This window comes from Xenorhabdus sp. XBWT, from assembly GCF_059072735.1.
In genome coordinates this window covers 3,100,870-3,119,722 of sequence record NZ_CM180990.1, presented here as the reverse complement: position 1 = coordinate 3,119,722, position 18,853 = coordinate 3,100,870, and the positions used below count along the sequence as shown (strand labels likewise).

Sequence of the window (18,853 nt, the reverse complement as noted above, 5' to 3'; positions counted from 1 at the left end):
CGAAGAAAGATGGAAATAAAGGAACAACTAATGAATAAAATTGCATTTTGCCTTTCCTTACTATTGACTGCTTTTGCCACTAATGCTTTTGCTGATGAAAGCGCCATCAACAAATCACTGTCCAAAATGGGACTAAAAGCAGAAAGTATCACACCATCACAACTTTCTGACATCAGTACAATTTTAACTGAGCATGGCATTATTTATATGTCTAATGATGGTAAGTATCTGCTGCAAGGACCACTTTATGATATTAGTGGAAATACACCGAAAAATGTCAGTAATCAGATTCTGGTTAAAAAGCTGGATGCCCTGAAAAATCAAATGATCATTTACAAAGCACCGAAAGAAAAACATGTTGTGACTGTTTTTACTGATATTACCTGTGGTTATTGCCGAAAGTTGCATGAAAATATGCAGGAATATAACGACATGGGGATCACTGTCCGTTATCTGGCGTATCCTCGTCATGGCTTACAACATCAATCAGCCAAAGACATGCAATCCATTTGGTGCAGTGCGACACCAAACAAGTCACTGAATGCTGTTTTCAAAGGTGAAAAGGTTTCTCCTATCAAAGAATGCAAAATTGATATAGCGAAACAATATCAGTTAGGCTTGCAATTTGGTGTTCAGGGCACACCTGCGATTGTTCTCAATGATGGCAGTGTAATCGGTGGTTATCTGCCGTCAAAAGATTTGTTGGCAATGCTGGAAAAACATGGTGAATAACCGATAATTCCTTTCATTTCAGTGCATAAAAGTAAGCAGAATAAAAACCAGTGAATAGAGAAACACAACTCCGTCGCCGATTGGTGGCGGATTCCGACCATCTTCCCAGCACTATTCATCCATTATTGCGCCGCTTATACGCCACGCGTGGTATATGTCAGGCTGATGAGTTAGAACGAGGTGCAAAGGGGTTACTCAATTACCAGTCCCTTAATGGCATTGAACAAGCTGTTTCATTGCTTATAACCGCATTGCATGAACATTGGCGCATTGTCATTGTCGGTGACTTTGATGCGGATGGCGCGACCAGTACCGCGTTATGCATTCGTGCTTTGCGGACAATGGGATATCGTAATCTTGATTATCTTGTTCCGAATCGTTTTGATGACGGTTATGGGTTAAGCGTTCAGGTTGTCGATGAAGTCATCAAAAAAGGCACTGATCTGATTATCACTGTGGATAATGGAATCTCCTCCCATGATGGCGTGGCTGCGGCACATCAACACGACATCAAAGTCATTGTCACTGACCACCATTTACCAGGTGAAACATTGCCAGCCGCAGACGCTATCATCAATCCCAATTTAGTTGATTGCTCTTTTCCTTCCAAGGCATTGGCGGGTGTTGGCGTTGCATTTTACCTGATGTCCGCGCTCAGGGCGGAATTGCGTAAATTGGCTTGGTTTGAACAACGAGGTCTTCCATTGCCCAATCTGGCGGAATTGCTGGATTTAGTCGCATTGGGTACCGTAGCTGATGTGGTTCCCCTTGATACCAATAATCGCATCTTTGTATATCAAGGATTAAACCGTATTCGGGCAGGGCGTTGCTGTGCGGGAATACGGGCGCTGCTCGAGGTTTCCAAACGGGAACCGACTAAATTGGTTGCCAGTGATTTAGGTTTTGCATTGGGACCACGGTTAAACGCTGCGGGGCGTCTGGATGATATGTCTGTCGGCGTGGCATTATTGTTGACAGACGATATGCTGCAAGCCCGTCAGATTGCCTGTGAGCTGGATGGTTTGAACCAAACCCGTCGGGAAATTGAACAGGGCATGCAGCAAGAAGCCTTGCAAATTTGCGATAAAATCGAGCGAACCCATACCCAATTACCATATGGCCTGGCGATTTACCATCCAGAATGGCACCAGGGCGTAGTGGGGATTTTAGCCTCGCGCATTAAAGAACGCTTCCACCGCCCAGTCATTGCCTTTGCTCCTGCTGGAGACGGGACATTAAAAGGCTCTGGTCGTTCCGTGAGTGGCTTGCATATGCGAGATGCGCTTGAGCGTCTTGATACTTTGCATCCGGGATTGATACTGAAATTTGGTGGTCATGCTATGGCGGCAGGGTTATTGATTGAAGAAGATAAATTTGACCTATTTCAGCGTTATTTTTCCGAGCTGATGGCGGATTGGCTTGATATTGCACAACTTGAAGGTGTGGTCTGGAGCGATGGTGAATTGGCATTAGGGGAATTATCGCTAGAAATGGCTGAAATCCTGCGTGATGGAGGCCCTTGGGGGCAAGCATTTGCAGAACCGATTTTTGACGGCAAATTTAAACTCCTGCAACAACGCATCGTTGGAGAAAAACATCTCAAAGTGATGCTTGAGCCATTAAATGGTGGGCCAATGTTAGATGGTATCGCATTTAATATTGATGCTAATATCTGGCCGGATAATAGCATCAAAACAGTAGAATTGGCCTATAAATTGGAGATTAACGAGTTTCGCGGTAATCGTGATGTCCAGCTTCTGATCCAGCACATTTGGCCTTTGGCTGTTTGATTGTGTAGCAAATCTCAGAAATGCTATAAACCCTTTGGCAGATCCGTTACAATACGCGGTTCGAAAAGATCTATGCGGCCATCATTTACTCATAATACACAACGTATAAGACACGAAATATGTTTGAAATTAATCCGGTAAAAAATCACATTCAGAACCTGTCTGAGCGGACAGCAGTTCTGAGGGGGTATCTTTGACTATGATGCCAAGAAAGAACGCTTAGAAGAAGTTAATGCTGAACTGGAACAGCCTGATGTCTGGAATGAGCCGGAACGGGCACAAGCATTGGGCAAAGAGCGTTCATCACTGGAAGGTATCGTAGAAACGATTGACCAGCTTGTTCAGGGATTGGAAGACGTGAATGGTCTGCTGGAACTGGCAGTTGAAGCGGATGACGAAGAAACTTTCAATGAAGCAGTTGATGAACTGGAGCATCTAGAAGAAAAACTTGGTCAACTAGAATTCCGTCGTATGTTTTCTGGTGAATATGATAGCGCGAATTGTTATCTTGATCTTCAGGCAGGCTCTGGCGGTACAGAAGCACAGGACTGGGCCAGCATGTTGATGCGTATGTATCTGCGCTGGGCGGAATCCAAGGGCTTCAAGACTGAAATCATCGAAGAATCTGATGGTGATGTTGCTGGGCTGAAATCGTCAACCATCAAGATCATAGGTGAATATGCGTACGGTTGGTTGCGTACCGAAACGGGTGTTCATCGCTTAGTACGTAAAAGCCCGTTTGACTCAGGCGGTCGCCGTCATACATCGTTCAGTTCAGCTTTTATCTACCCTGAAGTGGATGATGATATTGATATCGAAATCAACCCCGCTGATTTACGTATTGATGTATACCGCGCCTCTGGTGCTGGTGGTCAGCACGTCAACAAAACCGAATCTGCGGTACGTATCACCCACGTACCGACTGGCATCGTAACTCAATGTCAGAACGACCGTTCTCAGCATAAAAACAAAGACCAGGCAATGAAGCAGTTGAAAGCAAAACTGTATGAACTGGAAATGCAGAAGAAAAATGCTGATAAACAAGCAATGGAAGAGAATAAATCGGATATTGGTTGGGGTAGCCAAATCCGCTCTTACGTTCTGGACGATTCCCGCATTAAAGACCTGCGTACTGGTGTTGAAACCCGCAATACGCAATCTGTGCTGGATGGTGATTTGGACAAATTCATTGAAGCAAGCTTAAAAGCTGGTCTATGAGGAACTAAAATGTCACAACAACAGCAGGGAGCAGAACAGGCTCCTGACTTAAATAACGAACTGAAAACTCGCCGTGAAAAACTGGCTACTTTGCGTAGCGACAGCATTGCCTTCCCAAATGATTTTCGTCGTGAAAATATTTCCGAAGATCTGCATACAAAATACGATGACAAGACCAAGGAAGAGTTGGACGAGCTGGGCATTGAAGTGACCGTTGCGGGTCGTATGATGACTCGTCGTATCATGGGCAAGGCATCCTTTGCAACTTTGCAAGACGTGGGTGGTCGAATCCAGATCTACGTTTCCCGTGATGACCTGCCAGAAGGCATTTACAACACTCAGTTCAAGAAATGGGATTTGGGTGATATTTTAGGTGCACGTGGAAAACTGTTCAAAACTCAAACGGGTGAACTTTCGATTCACTGTACTGAACTGCGTTTGCTGACTAAAGCACTGCGTCCACTGCCGGATAAATTCCACGGTCTGGCGGATCAAGAAACCCGCTATCGCCAGCGTTATCTGGACTTGATCTCGAATGATGAATCACGCAAGACATTTCAGATCCGTTCCCGTGTGATGTCTGCATTACGTAACTTCATGACCAAAAAAGATTTCATGGAAGTTGAAACCCCAATGATGCAGGCGATCCCGGGTGGTGCAAGTGCACGTCCATTTATCACGCATCACAATGCGCTGGATATCGATATGTATCTGCGCATTGCACCGGAGCTGTATTTGAAACGTCTGGTAGTGGGTGGTTTTGAACGTGTTTTCGAAATTAACCGCAATTTCCGTAACGAAGGTGTTTCACCACGCCATAACCCAGAGTTCACCATGATGGAACTCTATATGGCTTACGCAGATTACCAAGATCTGATTATACTGACCGAAGATTTGTTCCGCACTTTAACTCAGGAAGTTCTGGGAACAACATTGGTGCAATACGGTGAACAAGAGTTTGATTTTGGTAAACCTTTCACCAAAATGACCATGAAAGAAGCAATCTGCAAATATCGCCCAGAAACCAATATGGCGGATCTGGATGATATGGATAAAGCAGTTGTTATCGCTGAATCTCTGGGTATTGAAGTTGAAAAAGGTTGGGGCTTGGGCCGTGTTCAGTGTGAGATCTTTGAAGAAACCGCAGAAAGCCATCTGATCCAGCCGACATTCATAACAGAATATCCGGCAGAAGTTTCTCCTCTGGCACGCCGTAACGACAACAACCCATTCATTACTGATCGTTTTGAGTTCTTCATTGGGGGTCGTGAAATTGGTAACGGTTTCTCAGAGCTGAATGACGCAGAAGATCAGGCTGAACGTTTTGCGGAGCAAGTTCGTCAAAAAGACGAAGGCGACGACGAAGCAATGTTCTACGACGAAGATTACATTACTGCATTGGAACACGGCTTGCCACCAACAGCAGGCTTAGGTATTGGTATCGACCGTATGGTAATGCTGTTCACTAACAGCCACACTATCCGTGACGTTATCCTGTTCCCAGCAATGCGTCCGAATAAATAATCATTTTCTGATTAAAATTAACAAACGCCCTGTCTGGTTAAGCTGACAGGGCGTTTTTACATTCATAAGGTAAGCTTAAACAACAAGCTGAAATACAAACAAATGATAACGATATTGCAGTGAACAAAACGACGCTGATTGCGCTGGCTAAATCTATTATCTACCACGAGAACGGCAAACAGCCTTATTCTGATGATGTTTTTACACGGGCATATGAACTCCTATGAATAATCATTATCTACCGGTGATGCTGTTTCTGTCCGCCTTCATTTTGTCTATTTTAGGTCTGGATGGTTGGGAGTGGTTTTTGGTCACTGGAGGGCTGCTATCTTTCATTAAATTGGTGTTGCGGCTATGAAGTGGAAAGCGAAAGCTATCGTGGTGATAGTTTGCGTTGTTTTGTTTGGGAAGGCTGTCCATTCCATTTATGCAGTGTATACAAAAAATGGACGGCTTGCTGGTGACAATCAGTCATTGACTACACAGTTATCAGAACAAGCTGCTCTCATAACCAACCAAGAAGCACGCATCCAGCATCTTTCAGAACTGGATACCAAACACACTCAGGAACTCGCCAATGCCAAGACTGAAATCGATAAGCTGCGGAATGCTGCTCATGCTCATCCTGAGCGGGTGTATACCCAAGCTAAGTGCCACATGTCTAAAACCATTACCCCCTCCGGCTTAGATGATGCAGCCACCGCCCGACCTACAGACGCCGTTATCCGGAATTATTGGCTACTCAGAGAGCGTATCGCCACCTCTGAACAAATGATCTTGGGGTTGCAGGAGTAAGTTAGGACGCAATGTCAGTAAGTAATGAGAGGATGGTAGGAATAACCATCCTGCTCGATTATAATCATAAACAAGTTACAACAGCTCCTCCGTCATGACCCATAGCTACGCACCAATCCATACAAGCTTTCCATTTGTCATAATCACTCTGATTCGAACAAATTGAAGCATAGGTTTGCATTGAAGCTAAAGTTGTTATGAATGTTACCAAACCAATAAGAATGTATTTTTTCATTTTATTCTCCATGTGTTACTTACGGTACCACAGAATCTAATAACTCCATTTCATCTTAAATAAAAGCGAATAATACTTAACAATTAGTTACTCTATGAAACTAAAACCAATATCCCTTTACCCATTCCCTTGAGTAGTTAAAGCAATAACCCATGCCATACCGAGGAACAGAGAAGCCCCTTGGCAGGAGTTTTTGGGGAAACTATAGAAGAAAGGGATACGCATATCGTTTATTTTCTGGTGTTCTATTTCGAATATTCTTCGGATATCAGTAGCCAGTTTAACAAGTCCGTTTTGCATGGTTTGTATCGGGTCGTGACATCAATTTATTGAATCATGTATAGTCTGCCTATTTGGAAAACATTCAAATGGCAAAGATCAGGGCAAAAGGGTCTAAATTATACTGACGTAAATCCTGTCGTAAGGACTTTCCACAGATAGCTATTATCCCAGCCAGCTTTCCGACGCTTAGTTTTTACCCCCACTTTAACTGTTTTCTCATTTTTCAGCAGGTTAAGCGCTATTTTATTCATTAGTGCTATATTTTCAGCCGCGTGACCACTTCTCAGACGCAGGCTGTCTTCATCAAAACTCACCTCCAATTGCCAGTGCAGTTTATTTTCAATATGCCAATGGCTGCGTATCGCATAGGCGATAAAGTCAGCCGACTTATCACTGTGACTGGTAATATAATAACGTCGTTCATAGCTCCCTAATTTTCCTTGCTCTGCACGCCACGACTCGATTACCGCAATGCCGCCTAATGTGTGCCACTTAGGATGCCGTTCCGGTAAAATTGTTGGCCAACTGGCTCTCTAAAAAGAGTTTGATATCGTCATGAAACTCGCCCTGATTGCCTTTTAACGCCAACACATAATTTCCCTTGTTCTCCACAATCTGGTCAGCAATTTTGTACTGGCAACCCATCGCGTCAATCGTGACCGTCGAACCGCCAATACCCAGCAACGCCAGCAATTTAGGGATCGCGGTAATTTCGTTCGATTTATCCGACACTTTCACCTGACCAAAGCAGAGTTGATTCGCCATGGACCAGGCGCTGACCAAATGGAGAGCCGGTGCGCCATTGGCTTTATCGAACGTTCCCCGCAATGTTTTGCCCTCCAACGCGATAATATCATCGGATATTTTGGCTAAGCTGTTCACCCATTGAGTAAAAGCGCGCTCAAATTCTTGGGGATCAAGCCGGTTTATCACATCGTTAAAGGTATCATGGCTGGGGATGCCATTGGAAAGATCCAGAAATTGCCGAAACCAATCTTCTTTGGATTTAGCGTATTCTTCAATCTCATTGAAGCCTTCACAACCACACAGCACGGCACAAATCGAGAGAGTCAGAATATCGATGAGCGCATACTGTTTAGTTCGGTTAACACGCGGATCGGTGAGATGCCCGAAAGCATTGCTGATAGTCGTTGTTTGCATGGCAATTTCTAGGGTTATTATTGACAGGGTGCTGAGTATAAATCACAAACAGGGGGCAATTCTATTTCTCTGTACTGGATGTACTCCGCTAATCACACTGGTCAATTTAGAACCGTTTGCCCTAGGTTATCCGCTAATAACGTGGTGTTTTTCGGTGTTATTTTGTATATGTAATCCTTTGCATAGTGATATCTCTGTCGTGCCCCGTTGAAATACGCGATAACTGAACAACCGGCTAAATTAATTTCTATGTAGGTATTGTCATAGGGGTAAATGCTAATAGTGGCGTTAACATAACAGCCGGAATACGGACGGCCATCTTGTGCGGTCACCTGCAAATTATCATGCCCCGGCACGCCGAGAATGCGCGGTTTAACCCCCAGCTGGCTTTGGGCGGCCAGCAAGGCTTTCATGCTGGTTTTCCTGCCTTCGTCGGTGACGCCGCCAATTAGGTTGGTGGTGGTTTCGGCTTCGGTTTTGCTCTGCGCCACCCGCACGACAACGGTCACGGGTTTGGCTTGGTCCGCAATGGCACGCAACGCATGGGCCAGCGTGCCGGTGGTGCCCGCTTTGCCGCTGGCAGTAAGGACATCGGTCAGTAAAATCGGGGTGTTTAGAGCAAACCACCCGCTATGCGGGTGGTTATGATTTCGGTTGTTCGGGCCAGTCGATAGCGGGCTCGGTGGTGCAATCTAAATCGGCGAGCCTGACACTGTAAACTTTCCACGCATTCAATAATACTATGTCCTGTTCTGATGCCATCGCTAAGCGTTTTTTGCGTTCAAGCTGCCGGATATGTTCTTCCGCTTCATGCAGCAAGGATTGCCGCTGGCTCTCTGCTTGTTGGACGATATGCTGACGCAGTGACACGGTATCGGTGACCCATTGCTGATCATTCCATTGATCAAACGCCGTGTCAGGCGCTTGCAGGGTATGCGCCGGTTTCAGGGCTCCGATATAAGCGACCGTCATTTCCTGCCGTGTTTCCGTATGGTAAAACTTAACATGCAGATGCCCGGTTGCGATGTCAACCGACCCTCACCCTAAAAACACCTTAAGTCATGCCACCGGTGTTGCTCCGTTCTGGCGTTTTGCGAGAGTGATTTTTTGAAACCAGCACGGTCAATAAACACCGGCGCGCGCAGTCGTGACCCCGCCGCGCCTGCCCACTAAATACAGTGCTTTTTATGCACCTGCACGGGCTAGCCGGAAGTGCGCCCGCACTGGCGCTTGTCGGGGCAGGTGATCCTTGTTTGATCTTGCGGATTGGTGCGGGGAATGGGCGATTTTATGCTTAGATCATCTGATGAAGAAAATCCTCACCGTGATTTTATGCGAAAAGAAAATACCCTTGGAAGAATTTGGACTGGGTTTACTGGTAATGAAATTGTTTATTCCCCAAATACTACTGTTCGTTCAGCAGATGGCTATAAATACCCACGCTACTGCTTAAATTTAGAGCTGATACACTACTCTTATTAACCTACAGTTCTGGCCCTAGCCCTAATGATGTAGCAACATTATTTTATCCTAATGTATGGAATCCTCTGAGTTATGAAATCAAGGCAACAGAGCCATACTACAAAGAAATAAGCGCTGCTGTTGAGAGTGTTCGCAATTATTGGGATTTACAAATTATTGGGATTTACAATAAGTTTCTCAATATAGATACGATCTTCTTCCCACACATCAAAGGTAGGAAAAATTACAAATTCGTGACATGTCACACCATCACAATTTTACCTCATGCCATCCTAACAAATGCACCGGTAAGAAAGCGTTCTAGAAACATCAATACTGGCGCTTAGCGGGGTGTGATTATGCGGATTGACGCACAAAATACGTTTTTCTGGTGCAATATAATGGCACGGTCCGCTCTGTTGGGAAACACTTAAAATATAGAGAGATTTTTATGGCTATGGGAATGGGTATGCATCTTCCTGAAAGAGTTTTAATTTTTGTTGGACAAGAAGCCAGATTTGGAAGAATGTGGAAACAAGGGCCAAATTGGAGTGACTCTGACCTGTATTTTTCACCAGATCCCCACTGTATCAATCCAGCAAATGCATGGCCTCATTTGCATCTCGGCTATACTTATCAAGATACATTACGTTATTTAGGGGGGAAAACGCGTAATCTACAACGTATTGAGATATTTAAAAATAATTATTGGAATATACAGGCAATTACACAATTTTCTCAGCCGATGCAACTGGCAATACTAAGTGTCCAGACATTTTGGACGCCTCCACCAGTAAGATAAAATCTTATGGCACAGTTAGTTAAGCATAATGTCAGCAGATTGCATTTTACGGAGGCTCTGCTGACCCAAGAGAGCCTCCATAATAAATTGTGACACTTGGATTCACATATTAAGCGCAACATCGTAATGAACGAAGTAAATGAGTGGGGATACCTTTAAATAACTCATTCGGTGTTTTGTAATCTCGTGTTTTACGAGGACGATTATTTAATCGGTTTGCCACAAGGTTAACCTCCCGCTCTGATACCTGATTAAAATCGGTTCCTTTTGGGAAGTAATCTCGGATTAATCCATTCGTGTTCTCATTTATCCCTCTTTCCCAGGGGGAATACGGGTGAGCAAAATAAATTTTTGTCTCTAAATTTTTACTGATCAGTTCGTGTTCGGCAAATTCGAGGCCGTTATCAAAGGTTATTGTTTTAATTTTATGTTTTATCAGTGATAAATGTCTTGTTGCCGCTTTTGCGACCCCTTTTGCTGTTTTATCTTCAAGTTTAATTATGATAGTAAATAACGATTTTCGTTCAACTAATGTCAATAATGCACTTTTATGATCTTTACCCACGATAGTATCTCCTTCCCAATCACCAATACGCTGCTTTTTATCAACAAGTTTGGGGCGCTTTATCAACAAGTTTGGGGCGCTTATCAATACTCACTCTGTTTTTAATCTGTCCTCTGCGCTCATAACTTCCATAGCGTTTACGGGTCGTGACATCAATTTATTGAATCATGTATAGTCTGTCTATTTGGAAAACATTCAAATGGCAAAGATTGATGTAACTTGCCCCTCTTGTTCCGCAGTGAAAGGGATCCATCGCAATGGGCGCTCGCGTTCTGGTCACCAACGTTATCTTTGCCAATCCTGCCGTCACTCCTGGCAACTGGAGTTCACTTATGCCGCTTGTCGTCTCGGTACCCAAAAGCAAATCGTTGATATGGCTATGAATGGAATGGGATGTCGGGCGACAGCACGAGTGATGGGGATTGGCCTGAATACCGTCCTTCGGCATTTAAAAAACTCAAACCCCAATCGGTAACAGAAGCGATTAAACCTGGCACCGAAGTGATTGTCTGCTGCGAAATGGATGAACAATGGTCTTACGTAAAGTCAAAGAAGCAGCCTCGTTGGCTCTTTTATGCCTACGACAGCAACTGTCTTAAACACTAATTTCACTGGGTCACCTGATGATAAGACTCATCCCACATCTGTCCCTTCCTGATCATCGCATTCAGGATCGTCAGAAGCTTGTGCATACAGGCAACCAATGCCACTTTTTTGGGTTTTCCCGCAGACACAAGACGGTTATAAAAAGTTTTGATTACTGGATTAAAACGGGTCGCTACAAGCGTGGCCATGTACAGTGCTGAACGGACACTGGCTCTGCCACCGAAGATGGTTCGTCGTCCACGCATTTTCCCCGAGTCCCGATTAATAGGCGCGACGCCTATGAGTGCGCTGATTTCCCGACGCGAGAGTTTGCCCAGTTCAGGTACTTCGGCCAGCAAGGAGGCAGTGGTTGCAGTGCCGATCCCTTTTACACTGCTGAGCATATCGGATAAAGCCCCAAAATGCGTTCTTATGTATTTATCCATATCCCGGTCAATACGATCCAGTTCATTTTCCAACGCCTCCATAATGGTTTTGATGCTTTTACGACTCTGAGGATGGGAGGGATGAAGTCGGTTACGCTCTGCCACAAGCATGGTAATCAGCTGACGTCTGCGAACCACCATGGCGGTGAGAACCTGCCGTTCTGTATCAGGCAGAGGACGAATAAAACGTTCCCGTTCCGGATGTCGGGTAATGACTTCAGCCATCTGTGCCAACATTCCTGCGTGGATACGGTCTGTTTTCGCCAGATAGCCCATGGCACGTGCAAAATCTCGGGTCTTCCTGGGGTTAAGGACGGCCACGTCAAAACCGTCTGCCTGAAGAGAACAGGCTACAGCAGCTTCCAGTCCACCCGTGGCTTCCATCAGTATCAGAGATATGTTGTGCTTCTTCAGCACAGTTAAGATGGAATCAAAACCATCAATGTCGTTACTGACCGTGAACGGCGGCATCACCGTTCCGGCAGAAACATTCAGAAAAGCTTTAGAAACATCAATACCAACACAAAGCGGATTTGGCTGACTCATATTACCCATCCTTACAATACGAAATGAACTCGGACAACTGTTCGGGTTTCAGATGAGTGGCTCAGTTCATACGCGATTTGCTGTCATGCGGACTTAAAATCCATGGTAAGACACGAGCATGTTTTTGGTCCAAGAACAAAAAAGACATTAATGCGCCTATTAGCTTTACTGGCTCCTTTCAACATTATTATTGATATGACAAATGGCTGGAAAAGTTACGAAAAAGCACTCGCAGGGAAACGCCATGTGGCCAGCAAGCGTTATACCCAACGCATAGAGAGGCATAACCTGAATCTTCGTCAACATTTGGCAAGACTGACTCGCAAAACATTGTCTTTTTCAAAATCCATAGAAATGCATAACAGAATTATAGGATATTATCTGAACATTCATCACTATCAATAAAATAGAGTCATGACCTTTGTATCGATATTATTTAGTTTATAGGAGGGTGAGCATTTAGTTTATCAGGCTCAGCTTTGAGGGGGAAATACCATAAGCAATTGAGAAAATACCCCCAACTACTGAGATATCGGCAGTTAAAAGGATGCTATTTTGATTCTACCTAATCGGTATAATTAAACATAATCAATAGATTATAATCTCTATTCTATTCATGGTTGAAAAAGCAACCATCTATTGCCCGTCCACCACACGACTGAGAAACTCCCCGTAACTTATTGATAAGAATTAACTATCGCGATTCGCGAGAATTGGAAAATCTTTTAAAATCATTATCTGGACTATGTACCCAACGCCTTGATTTTTATGATGACTCAGATTTGAGGCATCTATTTTTCCCCCATTTCTCCTTATCCACCAGCGATGATATTATGTATTTGTTAACTGGTACATTTGAGGCGGATAAAAAACCATGCACAGAGACATGCAAAAAATACTGTCGCATTGGGGCGGATGGGTAGTGCAAGGCAAGGTTAACATTGGCTGGAAGTCCGTTGCTGCGGGGTTTGAAAATGCAGGGACTTACACCAGCAGTAATAAACTATCGTGCAGTGACGAGGACGGCATGATCATTGATGGCTGTGTTGCCAAGCTGCGTAATGTCGGTATGTCTCAGGAATGTGACTTTATTGAAGACCACTATGTTAAAGGCATATCCAAGCGAGCAATTGGTCGCAAGTTCAAGATAAGTCAAAGCGAAGTCAGAAAGCGAATGCTGGTGGCCGAAAGTTTTACTTAGGGTGTCTGGGGGTTCTAGACGAACCTTTAGAAATTGACCTAATCTATGGCTTCCACGGTAACAGGGCGGATCCGTCCAGTTCAGCATTGAGAGTTTAATAATCGAAAGCCCTCTCATTGCCACTGCGTTGCATCTTAAAATTCATAAATAATCTTCCATTATTACTTTTTATTATAATAATAATTATTGAAATGATTACTATTAGGTAGTATTTATTGTTGTGGTTATTTTCTCTAACTGACAAAGACATAAATGTTTATGTATCTATCGCGTAAAAAATGAATTTATGATTTTATCAATAAGTTAAGTTAATTTGTCACTGTTATGGAAAATAATATTAGTAATAACAGAGGGCGAAGAAGATGAAAAAATACTTGGTTGGCGCGTTATGTGCATCGTATTTTCTACTTGTTCCTGTTCAGGCAACTGCTCTTGTTTGTAGTCCTCAGCAAACAGATGCAGAGTATTTTGCTTGTATAGGCAAGTGCGCATCAGATAATTGGTGGGCTCCAGCATGGATGTGTGCTTTACTCTGAAAATTATCGTGGACGGGGGCGACTTCTATGATACTCAAATCAACATGGAGGTCGCCTCATTAAGTATACACTCGGTATCTGACTGATCATTTTCTCGGGTTTGTCCTGAGATCCTGGATGAACCATTAGAAATAGACCTGATATATGGCTTCCACGGTAACAGGGCGAATCTGTCCAGTTCAGCATTAAACGCCCTGTAGTAGCCTATCCATTGCCTGACTACCTACGCGAACGGCACAGAGTTAACTGGCCTAATTTGCCCAGAAAGCTAAGGCAGAATTCCGCCTTTGATCAATCCGGTCAGTTCGTCAAACGTCATCAGTTCACAAGGTCAAATCTCAGGTATTACGGGCAATACGAAGCCTTTTTTCGGGTCTAGATCGCAGGGGATGCAACCCATTGATAAGTATCAAATACGGTGAAACGCAGAGTTTGGATAAATGCACGTTTTCAACTTTCCCCATTGGGGTAAATTAAGAATAATCAATTTGTTATTTGTAATTCCGTTGACTAATTGCCGACTTGCGGCAATGGCGATTACCTAGAATATCAAGGGGTTACGTTTGGTTCCCCAAAATGGGGGAATCAAAGTTTAAATATTGAGCTTTTAACCGTAGACCAAATTTGGTCTACAAATTAAATCAGCAAGTTAACAGTGGCACAAATGTGCTTTACGAAGACGATCAATCAGTTAACTGCACCTCTTTAAGAGGTTTAGTTATCGTCCTGCTTCCCCCAATGGGGGTTTCCAAAAATATCAAGGGATTAGGCGTAATTCCTTAATTCAGCAAGTTACCTCATCCTCTGCCATACTTTCCCAAAAGCATGTAATACATTTTTTTTGTGTAATATTGATAAGTTAACTCCGTTATTGCGTTCACTTTGCCCGGCTTACTCCATTTGAGGTTACCGAAATTATCAATAGGTTATCGCCAATATGTTATAGCTTGTTGATAATGTTTAATTGTTCCATTTCAGAACAATCGGAATTTGGACAAAAGCCACCAGCTATAGCACAATGATATTCGATGAGGCTATTCCGACGGGGAGAAAAGTAGTGCGCCTTTGGTAGTAAGTATTTTTGCAGTGTAGCCGACTTACTACTAAACATACTACCAAAACTACCGAGTTATAACGATACTAAACGAATACTAACGGGCAATAAAAAAGCCCTAACTCATTATGATTTAGGGCTTTTTCTTGGGTTTTCGGTGTATTCCGATGATTTCCGAATACAAAAATGGTGGAGCTGGCGGGAGTTGAACCCGCGTCCGAAATTCCTACATTTTCCTAGAGGGGTATATAAAACAATAAATTGTGTTACATTTCAAATCCTTGCCGTACAGTGGAGGGCAAGGCGGAACACTGGTTTCTGAACTGGATGGACACAATGTGGATCTTACTGGTTCTCTAAGGCTAATTGTGAAAGCGGGTTTTTTGTTATAGCGTCTTCTAAATGATCTGGGGCAAAGTGCGCATAAACCATTGTCATCTTGATATCAGTATGTCCCAGGATTCGTTGCAATACTAAGATGTTCCCGCCGTTCATCATAAAATGGCTGGCGAATGTGTGCCTTAGAACATGGGTACATTGGCCCTCTGGTAATTCAATTCCTGTGCGCTTTATTGCTCGCTCAAAGGACTTACGGCAAGGAGTAAATAACTGACCTCTTTTTTTAGGAATCAAATTATACAGTGCTTCTGAAATAGGGACGGTTCTATTACGTTTTCCTTTAGTTTTGGTAAATGTAATTCTATGAGGAGTAACTTGATGACCTTCTAATTCCTCGGCTTCGCTCCATCGCGCGCCAGTGGCTAAACATATTTTAGTGATTAAAAGTAGGTCTTTGCTATTAGATTCCTTACAAGCATCTAATACATTAATAATTTCATCAGGGTATAAAAAAGCTAATTCGTTTTCTTGAATCTTAAAAGTTGGTAAACCTGACAATGGATTAGAGTAGTTAACATGCCCTAGTTTTTTGAGTGTCCCGAAAACAGACGATAAGTTACGTTGCTCAAGGTTTACCGTGATAGGCTTTACCGCCATGATTCTGCCTTTAGCATCAGGCAATAATCCCGCCAACCTTTGTTCTCTGTACTTACTAAAGTCAGCAGCAGTAAGCTGATTCGCAATAGGATCACCTAATCCACTACAGATGGCTGTCAGCTTAGATAACATTCTGGCAGGGTCTGCTAATGTTCGGCCATAAAGTGAATGCCAGAGTGTGATTAACTCGGATAGCTTTCTGTTATCTTCTTTCTCTGCTATCCAAGGTTTATTTTCCATTTCGTCCAATATGTAGCGTTCGTAGGCAATAGCTTCACCTTTAGTGGCGAATTTCTTACGAATACGCTTACCTTTAACCCCGTTGGGGCGTAGGTCACAGAGCCATTCACCAGAATCAATTTTTCTAATAGTCATTTATAGAACCGTATAAATGGAAACAACTTTTCCCAATACGTTGATCTCACTGATATCACAATCAATGGGGTATTTGCCGCCGTCCATACGAATTTTATTACCGGGAAGTAATATTAAATCCTTAAATGAATATCTGTCTGAAAACTCAACTAACCATTTTCCGTCATCAGCATCTTTATTGCTCTTATCGACAAAGTAGATGTTCTTATCATCTCTAATTGCATCAAGTTCATTATAGTTCTTGGGAAGGATGACTTTGTCAAAAATGAGGGAGCTAGAAAGGACTAGTTTTTCATCAGCTAATTTGAATGTCTTTAGCTTAACTGTATCAGTCTGAATTGTGCTGTGAACACTTCCTGTCCCAAAAGAGAGCCATTCAATAGAGGCGCCTGTTTCTAAAGCACAGCGCAATACAAGATCGTAGGGAAAATTATCTCTCGTCATCCTGTTTCCTAGTGACCCACTACTGATCGACAAATAAGTGGCCAGTTGATTATATGAAGTAAATTCATATGCCTTACATATCCTATCTATAGCTTCTCTGGCGTTTGTATACGATTTCATTTTCTTCATTTAAGTGAATAATTTAGTTGACACACTTATTTGTAGTGAATAGTATAAACATCAACTTCACTACATATAAGTACACTTAAGAACAGTGACGAACAATGTAGAGCAAGGTTAAACAATCTAGAGCACTGATCACGAAAGGAGAATTTTGCACTATGCAAACAACTAATACAACAACAGTCCCTTCTCGCTGGGTTACATACAAACAGTTTAGTGAATTATCAGGAGTTTGCCACAGAACAGCTAAGTATTATGTGTCTGTAGGCAAGCTGAAGATCAAGCCAAAGAAGAAGCCCGGCGAGCGAGTTTTTATCGACTGGTGGGCGTGGAATAATGATTAAGGTGTTCTTCAATAGTTTATATTTGGTTTTTCATTCACACTATGTGAATTTAAAGGTAAGTAACAATGTTTGGTTGATGGATTTCCAAACAATCTATCTTTGGTTATACGCATCGTTAGTCTGGGGTCAGCATGAACGCATTAAAGCAGCAGCAACACCAATACAAACTAACCAGTGAGTCGTTTCATGCAAAGAAAAGTGACGGATTTATTTTCCCTGTAGTTTTGTGTTCCGTTGCTTATTTTATTTTGTTTCTAATGCGGTGAGGTTTAAATGAACAAGGAATACCAAATGGAATCAACAGAACAGCGGGCTTTCCCGATGCCATTTGAAATACGGGCTAATGGTTTAAATAAACTTGCTCAACTGAGAGCGGAGCATTTTAAATCTGCCAATGAGCAGTTGGTTGCCTTTATGGATGATATGCGTGATAAACGTAATGAGCACTATGCTGATAATATTCGCGTACTGGCGGCGATTCTCTTTCTTGCCCGTATTCCTAAAGAACGGCACGGCTTGGAATTAAATCAATTTTCCCATGAGGAAAGAATTAATTTAACTAAGGCTATGAATTTAATTAAAGCAGCGAGCGCAATATTGCCGAAAGATTTATCACTGCCTAATTAAATAATAATAAATACTGATTTTATTTTAATGGCGTCAACACGTCAGGGAATTCTTTTATCTAAAAATAGGGAATAAATAAATGGAAAATATAAGTATTGAACAATTAATAAAAAAAGTGCGGGAGGATGAACGCAAGCATTATGCCGAAAAGTTTTCCTACCGTTTGGAAAGTTTATCCATTCATGTTTTAAAAAACAAAATGGATCACTCGGCCAGTGCTGCTCTTTTGAAAAGTGAGTCTGAAAACATCGACCGTCAAGCACAGGAGTGGAACTATGTTTGATGTTATAGACCGCGCTTGCCAACACGCAGAAGAAACACTGGAACGCAGAATTTCAGAACATGTCAATCGCCCTGTGGGTGTTTCAGCGTTTGAATGTGAAGAGTGCGGCGAAGTTATCCCAGAAATTCGACGTATTCAGGCTATCGGTTGTTCTCGTTGTGTGGATTGCCAGAGCTATTTTGAATTGCAACAGAAGCATTGCCGGAGTGTGTAAGATGGGAAAAATTCATTGTGTTAAAATTGATAAAGTAGGATTTGATGTCATTAAAGATAATAAAAATCACCGTATTGGTGTTGACATTGGTTGTGACAAAATCTTTGATTTAAAAGATTTAGAAAGAATAAGCCAATTTTTTATTATTAAAAGTGTTGGTATTGAAAATATTTTTAGTAATCGAGCATTCCCGACTGGCGCTCGTAACGGTGATTTTATTTGGCTTTTTCTGGTTGGAGAAAATGAACGGGTTGATAACACTTCTTCACGAATCCTTATCAGAATTAATGGGTTTTATCATTTTCAGAGGAAACTGGATTCCCTCTGTGAAGTTAAATTTTCATTTTATGAATATTCATTGGAATATTTATTGCTAACACCTAAATATTTTTTTAATGAAAAAACTGATGAAAATTCACAGCACGCCTGTAGTCCAGTGTCTACTGGGGTTTGTGGGTGAAACCCGGATCTATAACCAACGGCGTACAACCCCAACCGCGCCGTCAATTCAGTA

At 42.7% G+C, this 18,853-nt stretch carries 20 protein-coding genes and 5 pseudogenes; 15 read left to right on the top strand and 10 right to left on the bottom strand.

Going from position 1 to position 18,853, the window contains the following annotated elements; genetic code table 11:
- Nucleotides 1-30: 30 nt before the first annotated feature.
- From dsbC to AC5JQI_RS13550, 5 genes are all read left to right on the top strand, one after another.
- Nucleotides 31-732: a bifunctional protein-disulfide isomerase/oxidoreductase DsbC gene (gene dsbC, locus AC5JQI_RS13570; protein WP_237386390.1), complete on the top strand. Its 702-nt coding sequence runs from the start codon at nt 31-33 to the stop codon at nt 730-732.
- Nucleotides 733-782: 50 nt separating this feature from the next.
- The gene (gene recJ / locus AC5JQI_RS13565; protein ID WP_493912543.1) at nt 783-2,522 is read left to right on the top strand and encodes a single-stranded-DNA-specific exonuclease RecJ; all 1,740 of its coding nucleotides are present in this window, start codon (nt 783-785) and stop codon (nt 2,520-2,522) included.
- A gap of 119 nt (nt 2,523-2,641) precedes the next feature.
- A protein-coding gene (prfB, locus tag AC5JQI_RS13560; RefSeq protein WP_493912542.1) for a peptide chain release factor 2 occupies nt 2,642-3,740 on the top strand; the annotation gives its coding sequence in 2 pieces (ribosomal slippage) (nt 2,642-2,716 and nt 2,718-3,740; 1,098 coding nt in all).
- Between the two features lie 9 nt (nt 3,741-3,749).
- Complete coding sequence (lysS, locus tag AC5JQI_RS13555; protein WP_493912541.1) at nt 3,750-5,264, top strand: lysine--tRNA ligase; 1,515 nt, start codon at nt 3,750-3,752, stop codon at nt 5,262-5,264.
- 354 nt (nt 5,265-5,618) lie between these two features.
- Nucleotides 5,619-6,059: a lysis protein gene (locus tag AC5JQI_RS13550; RefSeq protein WP_493912540.1), complete on the top strand. Its 441-nt coding sequence runs from the start codon at nt 5,619-5,621 to the stop codon at nt 6,057-6,059.
- Between the two features lie 64 nt (nt 6,060-6,123).
- Here AC5JQI_RS13550 and AC5JQI_RS13545 read toward each other — a convergent pair whose 3' ends face one another.
- The 5 genes and pseudogenes from AC5JQI_RS13545 to AC5JQI_RS13525 form a co-directional block, all read right to left on the bottom strand.
- Nucleotides 6,124-6,294, bottom strand: a complete 171-nt coding sequence (locus tag AC5JQI_RS13545) for a hypothetical protein (protein ID WP_493912539.1) — start codon at nt 6,292-6,294, stop codon at nt 6,124-6,126.
- 117 nt (nt 6,295-6,411) lie between these two features.
- The gene (locus AC5JQI_RS13540; RefSeq protein ID WP_493912538.1) at nt 6,412-6,594 is read right to left on the bottom strand and encodes a hypothetical protein; all 183 of its coding nucleotides are present in this window, start codon (nt 6,592-6,594) and stop codon (nt 6,412-6,414) included.
- 98 nt (nt 6,595-6,692) lie between these two features.
- Nucleotides 6,693-7,737, bottom strand: a pseudogene (locus AC5JQI_RS13535) (ISAs1 family transposase).
- Between the two features lie 320 nt (nt 7,738-8,057).
- Nucleotides 8,058-8,360 (bottom strand): annotated as a pseudogene (locus AC5JQI_RS13530) (phage tail protein); the annotation flags it as partial.
- A gap of 19 nt (nt 8,361-8,379) precedes the next feature.
- Nucleotides 8,380-8,748, bottom strand: a complete 369-nt coding sequence (locus tag AC5JQI_RS13525; RefSeq protein ID WP_493914682.1) for a tail fiber assembly protein — start codon at nt 8,746-8,748, stop codon at nt 8,380-8,382.
- A 267-nt stretch (nt 8,749-9,015) separates the two neighbouring features.
- Between AC5JQI_RS13525 and AC5JQI_RS13520 the strand changes: the two genes are divergently transcribed.
- The gene (locus AC5JQI_RS13520) at nt 9,016-9,219 is read left to right on the top strand and encodes a hypothetical protein (RefSeq protein WP_493912537.1); all 204 of its coding nucleotides are present in this window, start codon (nt 9,016-9,018) and stop codon (nt 9,217-9,219) included.
- Between the two features lie 430 nt (nt 9,220-9,649).
- Nucleotides 9,650-10,000: a hypothetical protein gene (locus AC5JQI_RS13515; RefSeq protein WP_493912536.1), complete on the top strand. Its 351-nt coding sequence runs from the start codon at nt 9,650-9,652 to the stop codon at nt 9,998-10,000.
- Between the two features lie 109 nt (nt 10,001-10,109).
- On the opposite strand, the pseudogene AC5JQI_RS13510 reads toward AC5JQI_RS13515, so the two are convergent.
- A pseudogene (locus AC5JQI_RS13510) lies at nt 10,110-10,707 on the bottom strand (IS30 family transposase); the annotation flags it as partial.
- Between the two features lie 57 nt (nt 10,708-10,764).
- Between AC5JQI_RS13510 and AC5JQI_RS13505 the strand changes: the two are divergent.
- Nucleotides 10,765-11,150: pseudogene (locus AC5JQI_RS13505) on the top strand (IS1 family transposase); the annotation flags it as partial.
- Nucleotides 11,151-11,173: 23 nt separating this feature from the next.
- On the opposite strand, the gene AC5JQI_RS13500 reads toward AC5JQI_RS13505, so the two are convergent.
- The gene (locus AC5JQI_RS13500) at nt 11,174-12,142 is read right to left on the bottom strand and encodes an IS110 family RNA-guided transposase (protein ID WP_493912535.1); all 969 of its coding nucleotides are present in this window, start codon (nt 12,140-12,142) and stop codon (nt 11,174-11,176) included.
- Nucleotides 12,143-12,259: 117 nt separating this feature from the next.
- Between AC5JQI_RS13500 and AC5JQI_RS13495 the strand changes: the two are divergent.
- Both AC5JQI_RS13495 and AC5JQI_RS13490 read left to right on the top strand, forming a co-directional pair.
- Nucleotides 12,260-12,547, top strand: a pseudogene (locus tag AC5JQI_RS13495) (IS1 family transposase); the annotation flags it as partial.
- A gap of 481 nt (nt 12,548-13,028) precedes the next feature.
- Complete coding sequence (locus AC5JQI_RS13490) at nt 13,029-13,343, top strand: antiterminator Q family protein (protein WP_493912534.1); 315 nt, start codon at nt 13,029-13,031, stop codon at nt 13,341-13,343.
- A gap of 303 nt (nt 13,344-13,646) precedes the next feature.
- Here AC5JQI_RS13490 and AC5JQI_RS13485 read toward each other — a convergent pair whose 3' ends face one another.
- The 3 genes from AC5JQI_RS13485 to AC5JQI_RS13475 all read right to left on the bottom strand — a co-directional run bounded on the left by AC5JQI_RS13485 (nt 13,647) and on the right by AC5JQI_RS13475 (nt 16,868).
- On the bottom strand, nt 13,647-13,859 hold the full coding sequence (locus tag AC5JQI_RS13485) for a hypothetical protein (protein WP_493912533.1): 213 nt from the start codon (nt 13,857-13,859) through the stop codon (nt 13,647-13,649).
- Between the two features lie 1,419 nt (nt 13,860-15,278).
- Entirely contained in the window at nt 15,279-16,304 is a 1,026-nt protein-coding gene (locus tag AC5JQI_RS13480; RefSeq protein ID WP_493912532.1) for a site-specific integrase, read from the bottom strand.
- On the bottom strand, nt 16,305-16,868 hold the full coding sequence (locus AC5JQI_RS13475) for a phage repressor protein CI (RefSeq protein ID WP_493912531.1): 564 nt from the start codon (nt 16,866-16,868) through the stop codon (nt 16,305-16,307).
- A gap of 161 nt (nt 16,869-17,029) precedes the next feature.
- Between AC5JQI_RS13475 and AC5JQI_RS13470 the strand changes: the two genes are divergently transcribed.
- The 5 genes from AC5JQI_RS13470 to AC5JQI_RS13450 all read left to right on the top strand — a co-directional run bounded on the left by AC5JQI_RS13470 (nt 17,030) and on the right by AC5JQI_RS13450 (nt 18,799).
- Nucleotides 17,030-17,215, top strand: a complete 186-nt coding sequence (locus AC5JQI_RS13470) for a hypothetical protein (protein ID WP_493912530.1) — start codon at nt 17,030-17,032, stop codon at nt 17,213-17,215.
- Between the two features lie 291 nt (nt 17,216-17,506).
- Nucleotides 17,507-17,842, top strand: coding sequence for a DUF5347 family protein (locus AC5JQI_RS13465; protein WP_493912529.1), 336 nt, complete (start codon nt 17,507-17,509; stop codon nt 17,840-17,842).
- 79 nt (nt 17,843-17,921) lie between these two features.
- Nucleotides 17,922-18,125 carry a DUF2732 family protein gene (locus AC5JQI_RS13460; RefSeq protein ID WP_493912528.1) on the top strand — a complete coding sequence of 68 codons (204 nt, stop codon included), beginning with the start codon at nt 17,922-17,924 and terminating at the stop codon, nt 18,123-18,125.
- Nucleotides 18,118-18,339: a TraR/DksA family transcriptional regulator gene (locus AC5JQI_RS13455; protein WP_493912527.1), complete on the top strand. Its 222-nt coding sequence runs from the start codon at nt 18,118-18,120 to the stop codon at nt 18,337-18,339. The genes AC5JQI_RS13460 and AC5JQI_RS13455 overlap by 8 nt, the downstream gene beginning before the upstream one ends.
- Before the next feature lies 1 nt (nt 18,340).
- A complete protein-coding gene (locus tag AC5JQI_RS13450; protein ID WP_493912526.1) occupies nt 18,341-18,799 on the top strand; it encodes a hypothetical protein in 459 nt (152 codons plus the stop codon).
- The last annotated feature ends 54 nt before the right edge of the window (nt 18,800-18,853 follow it).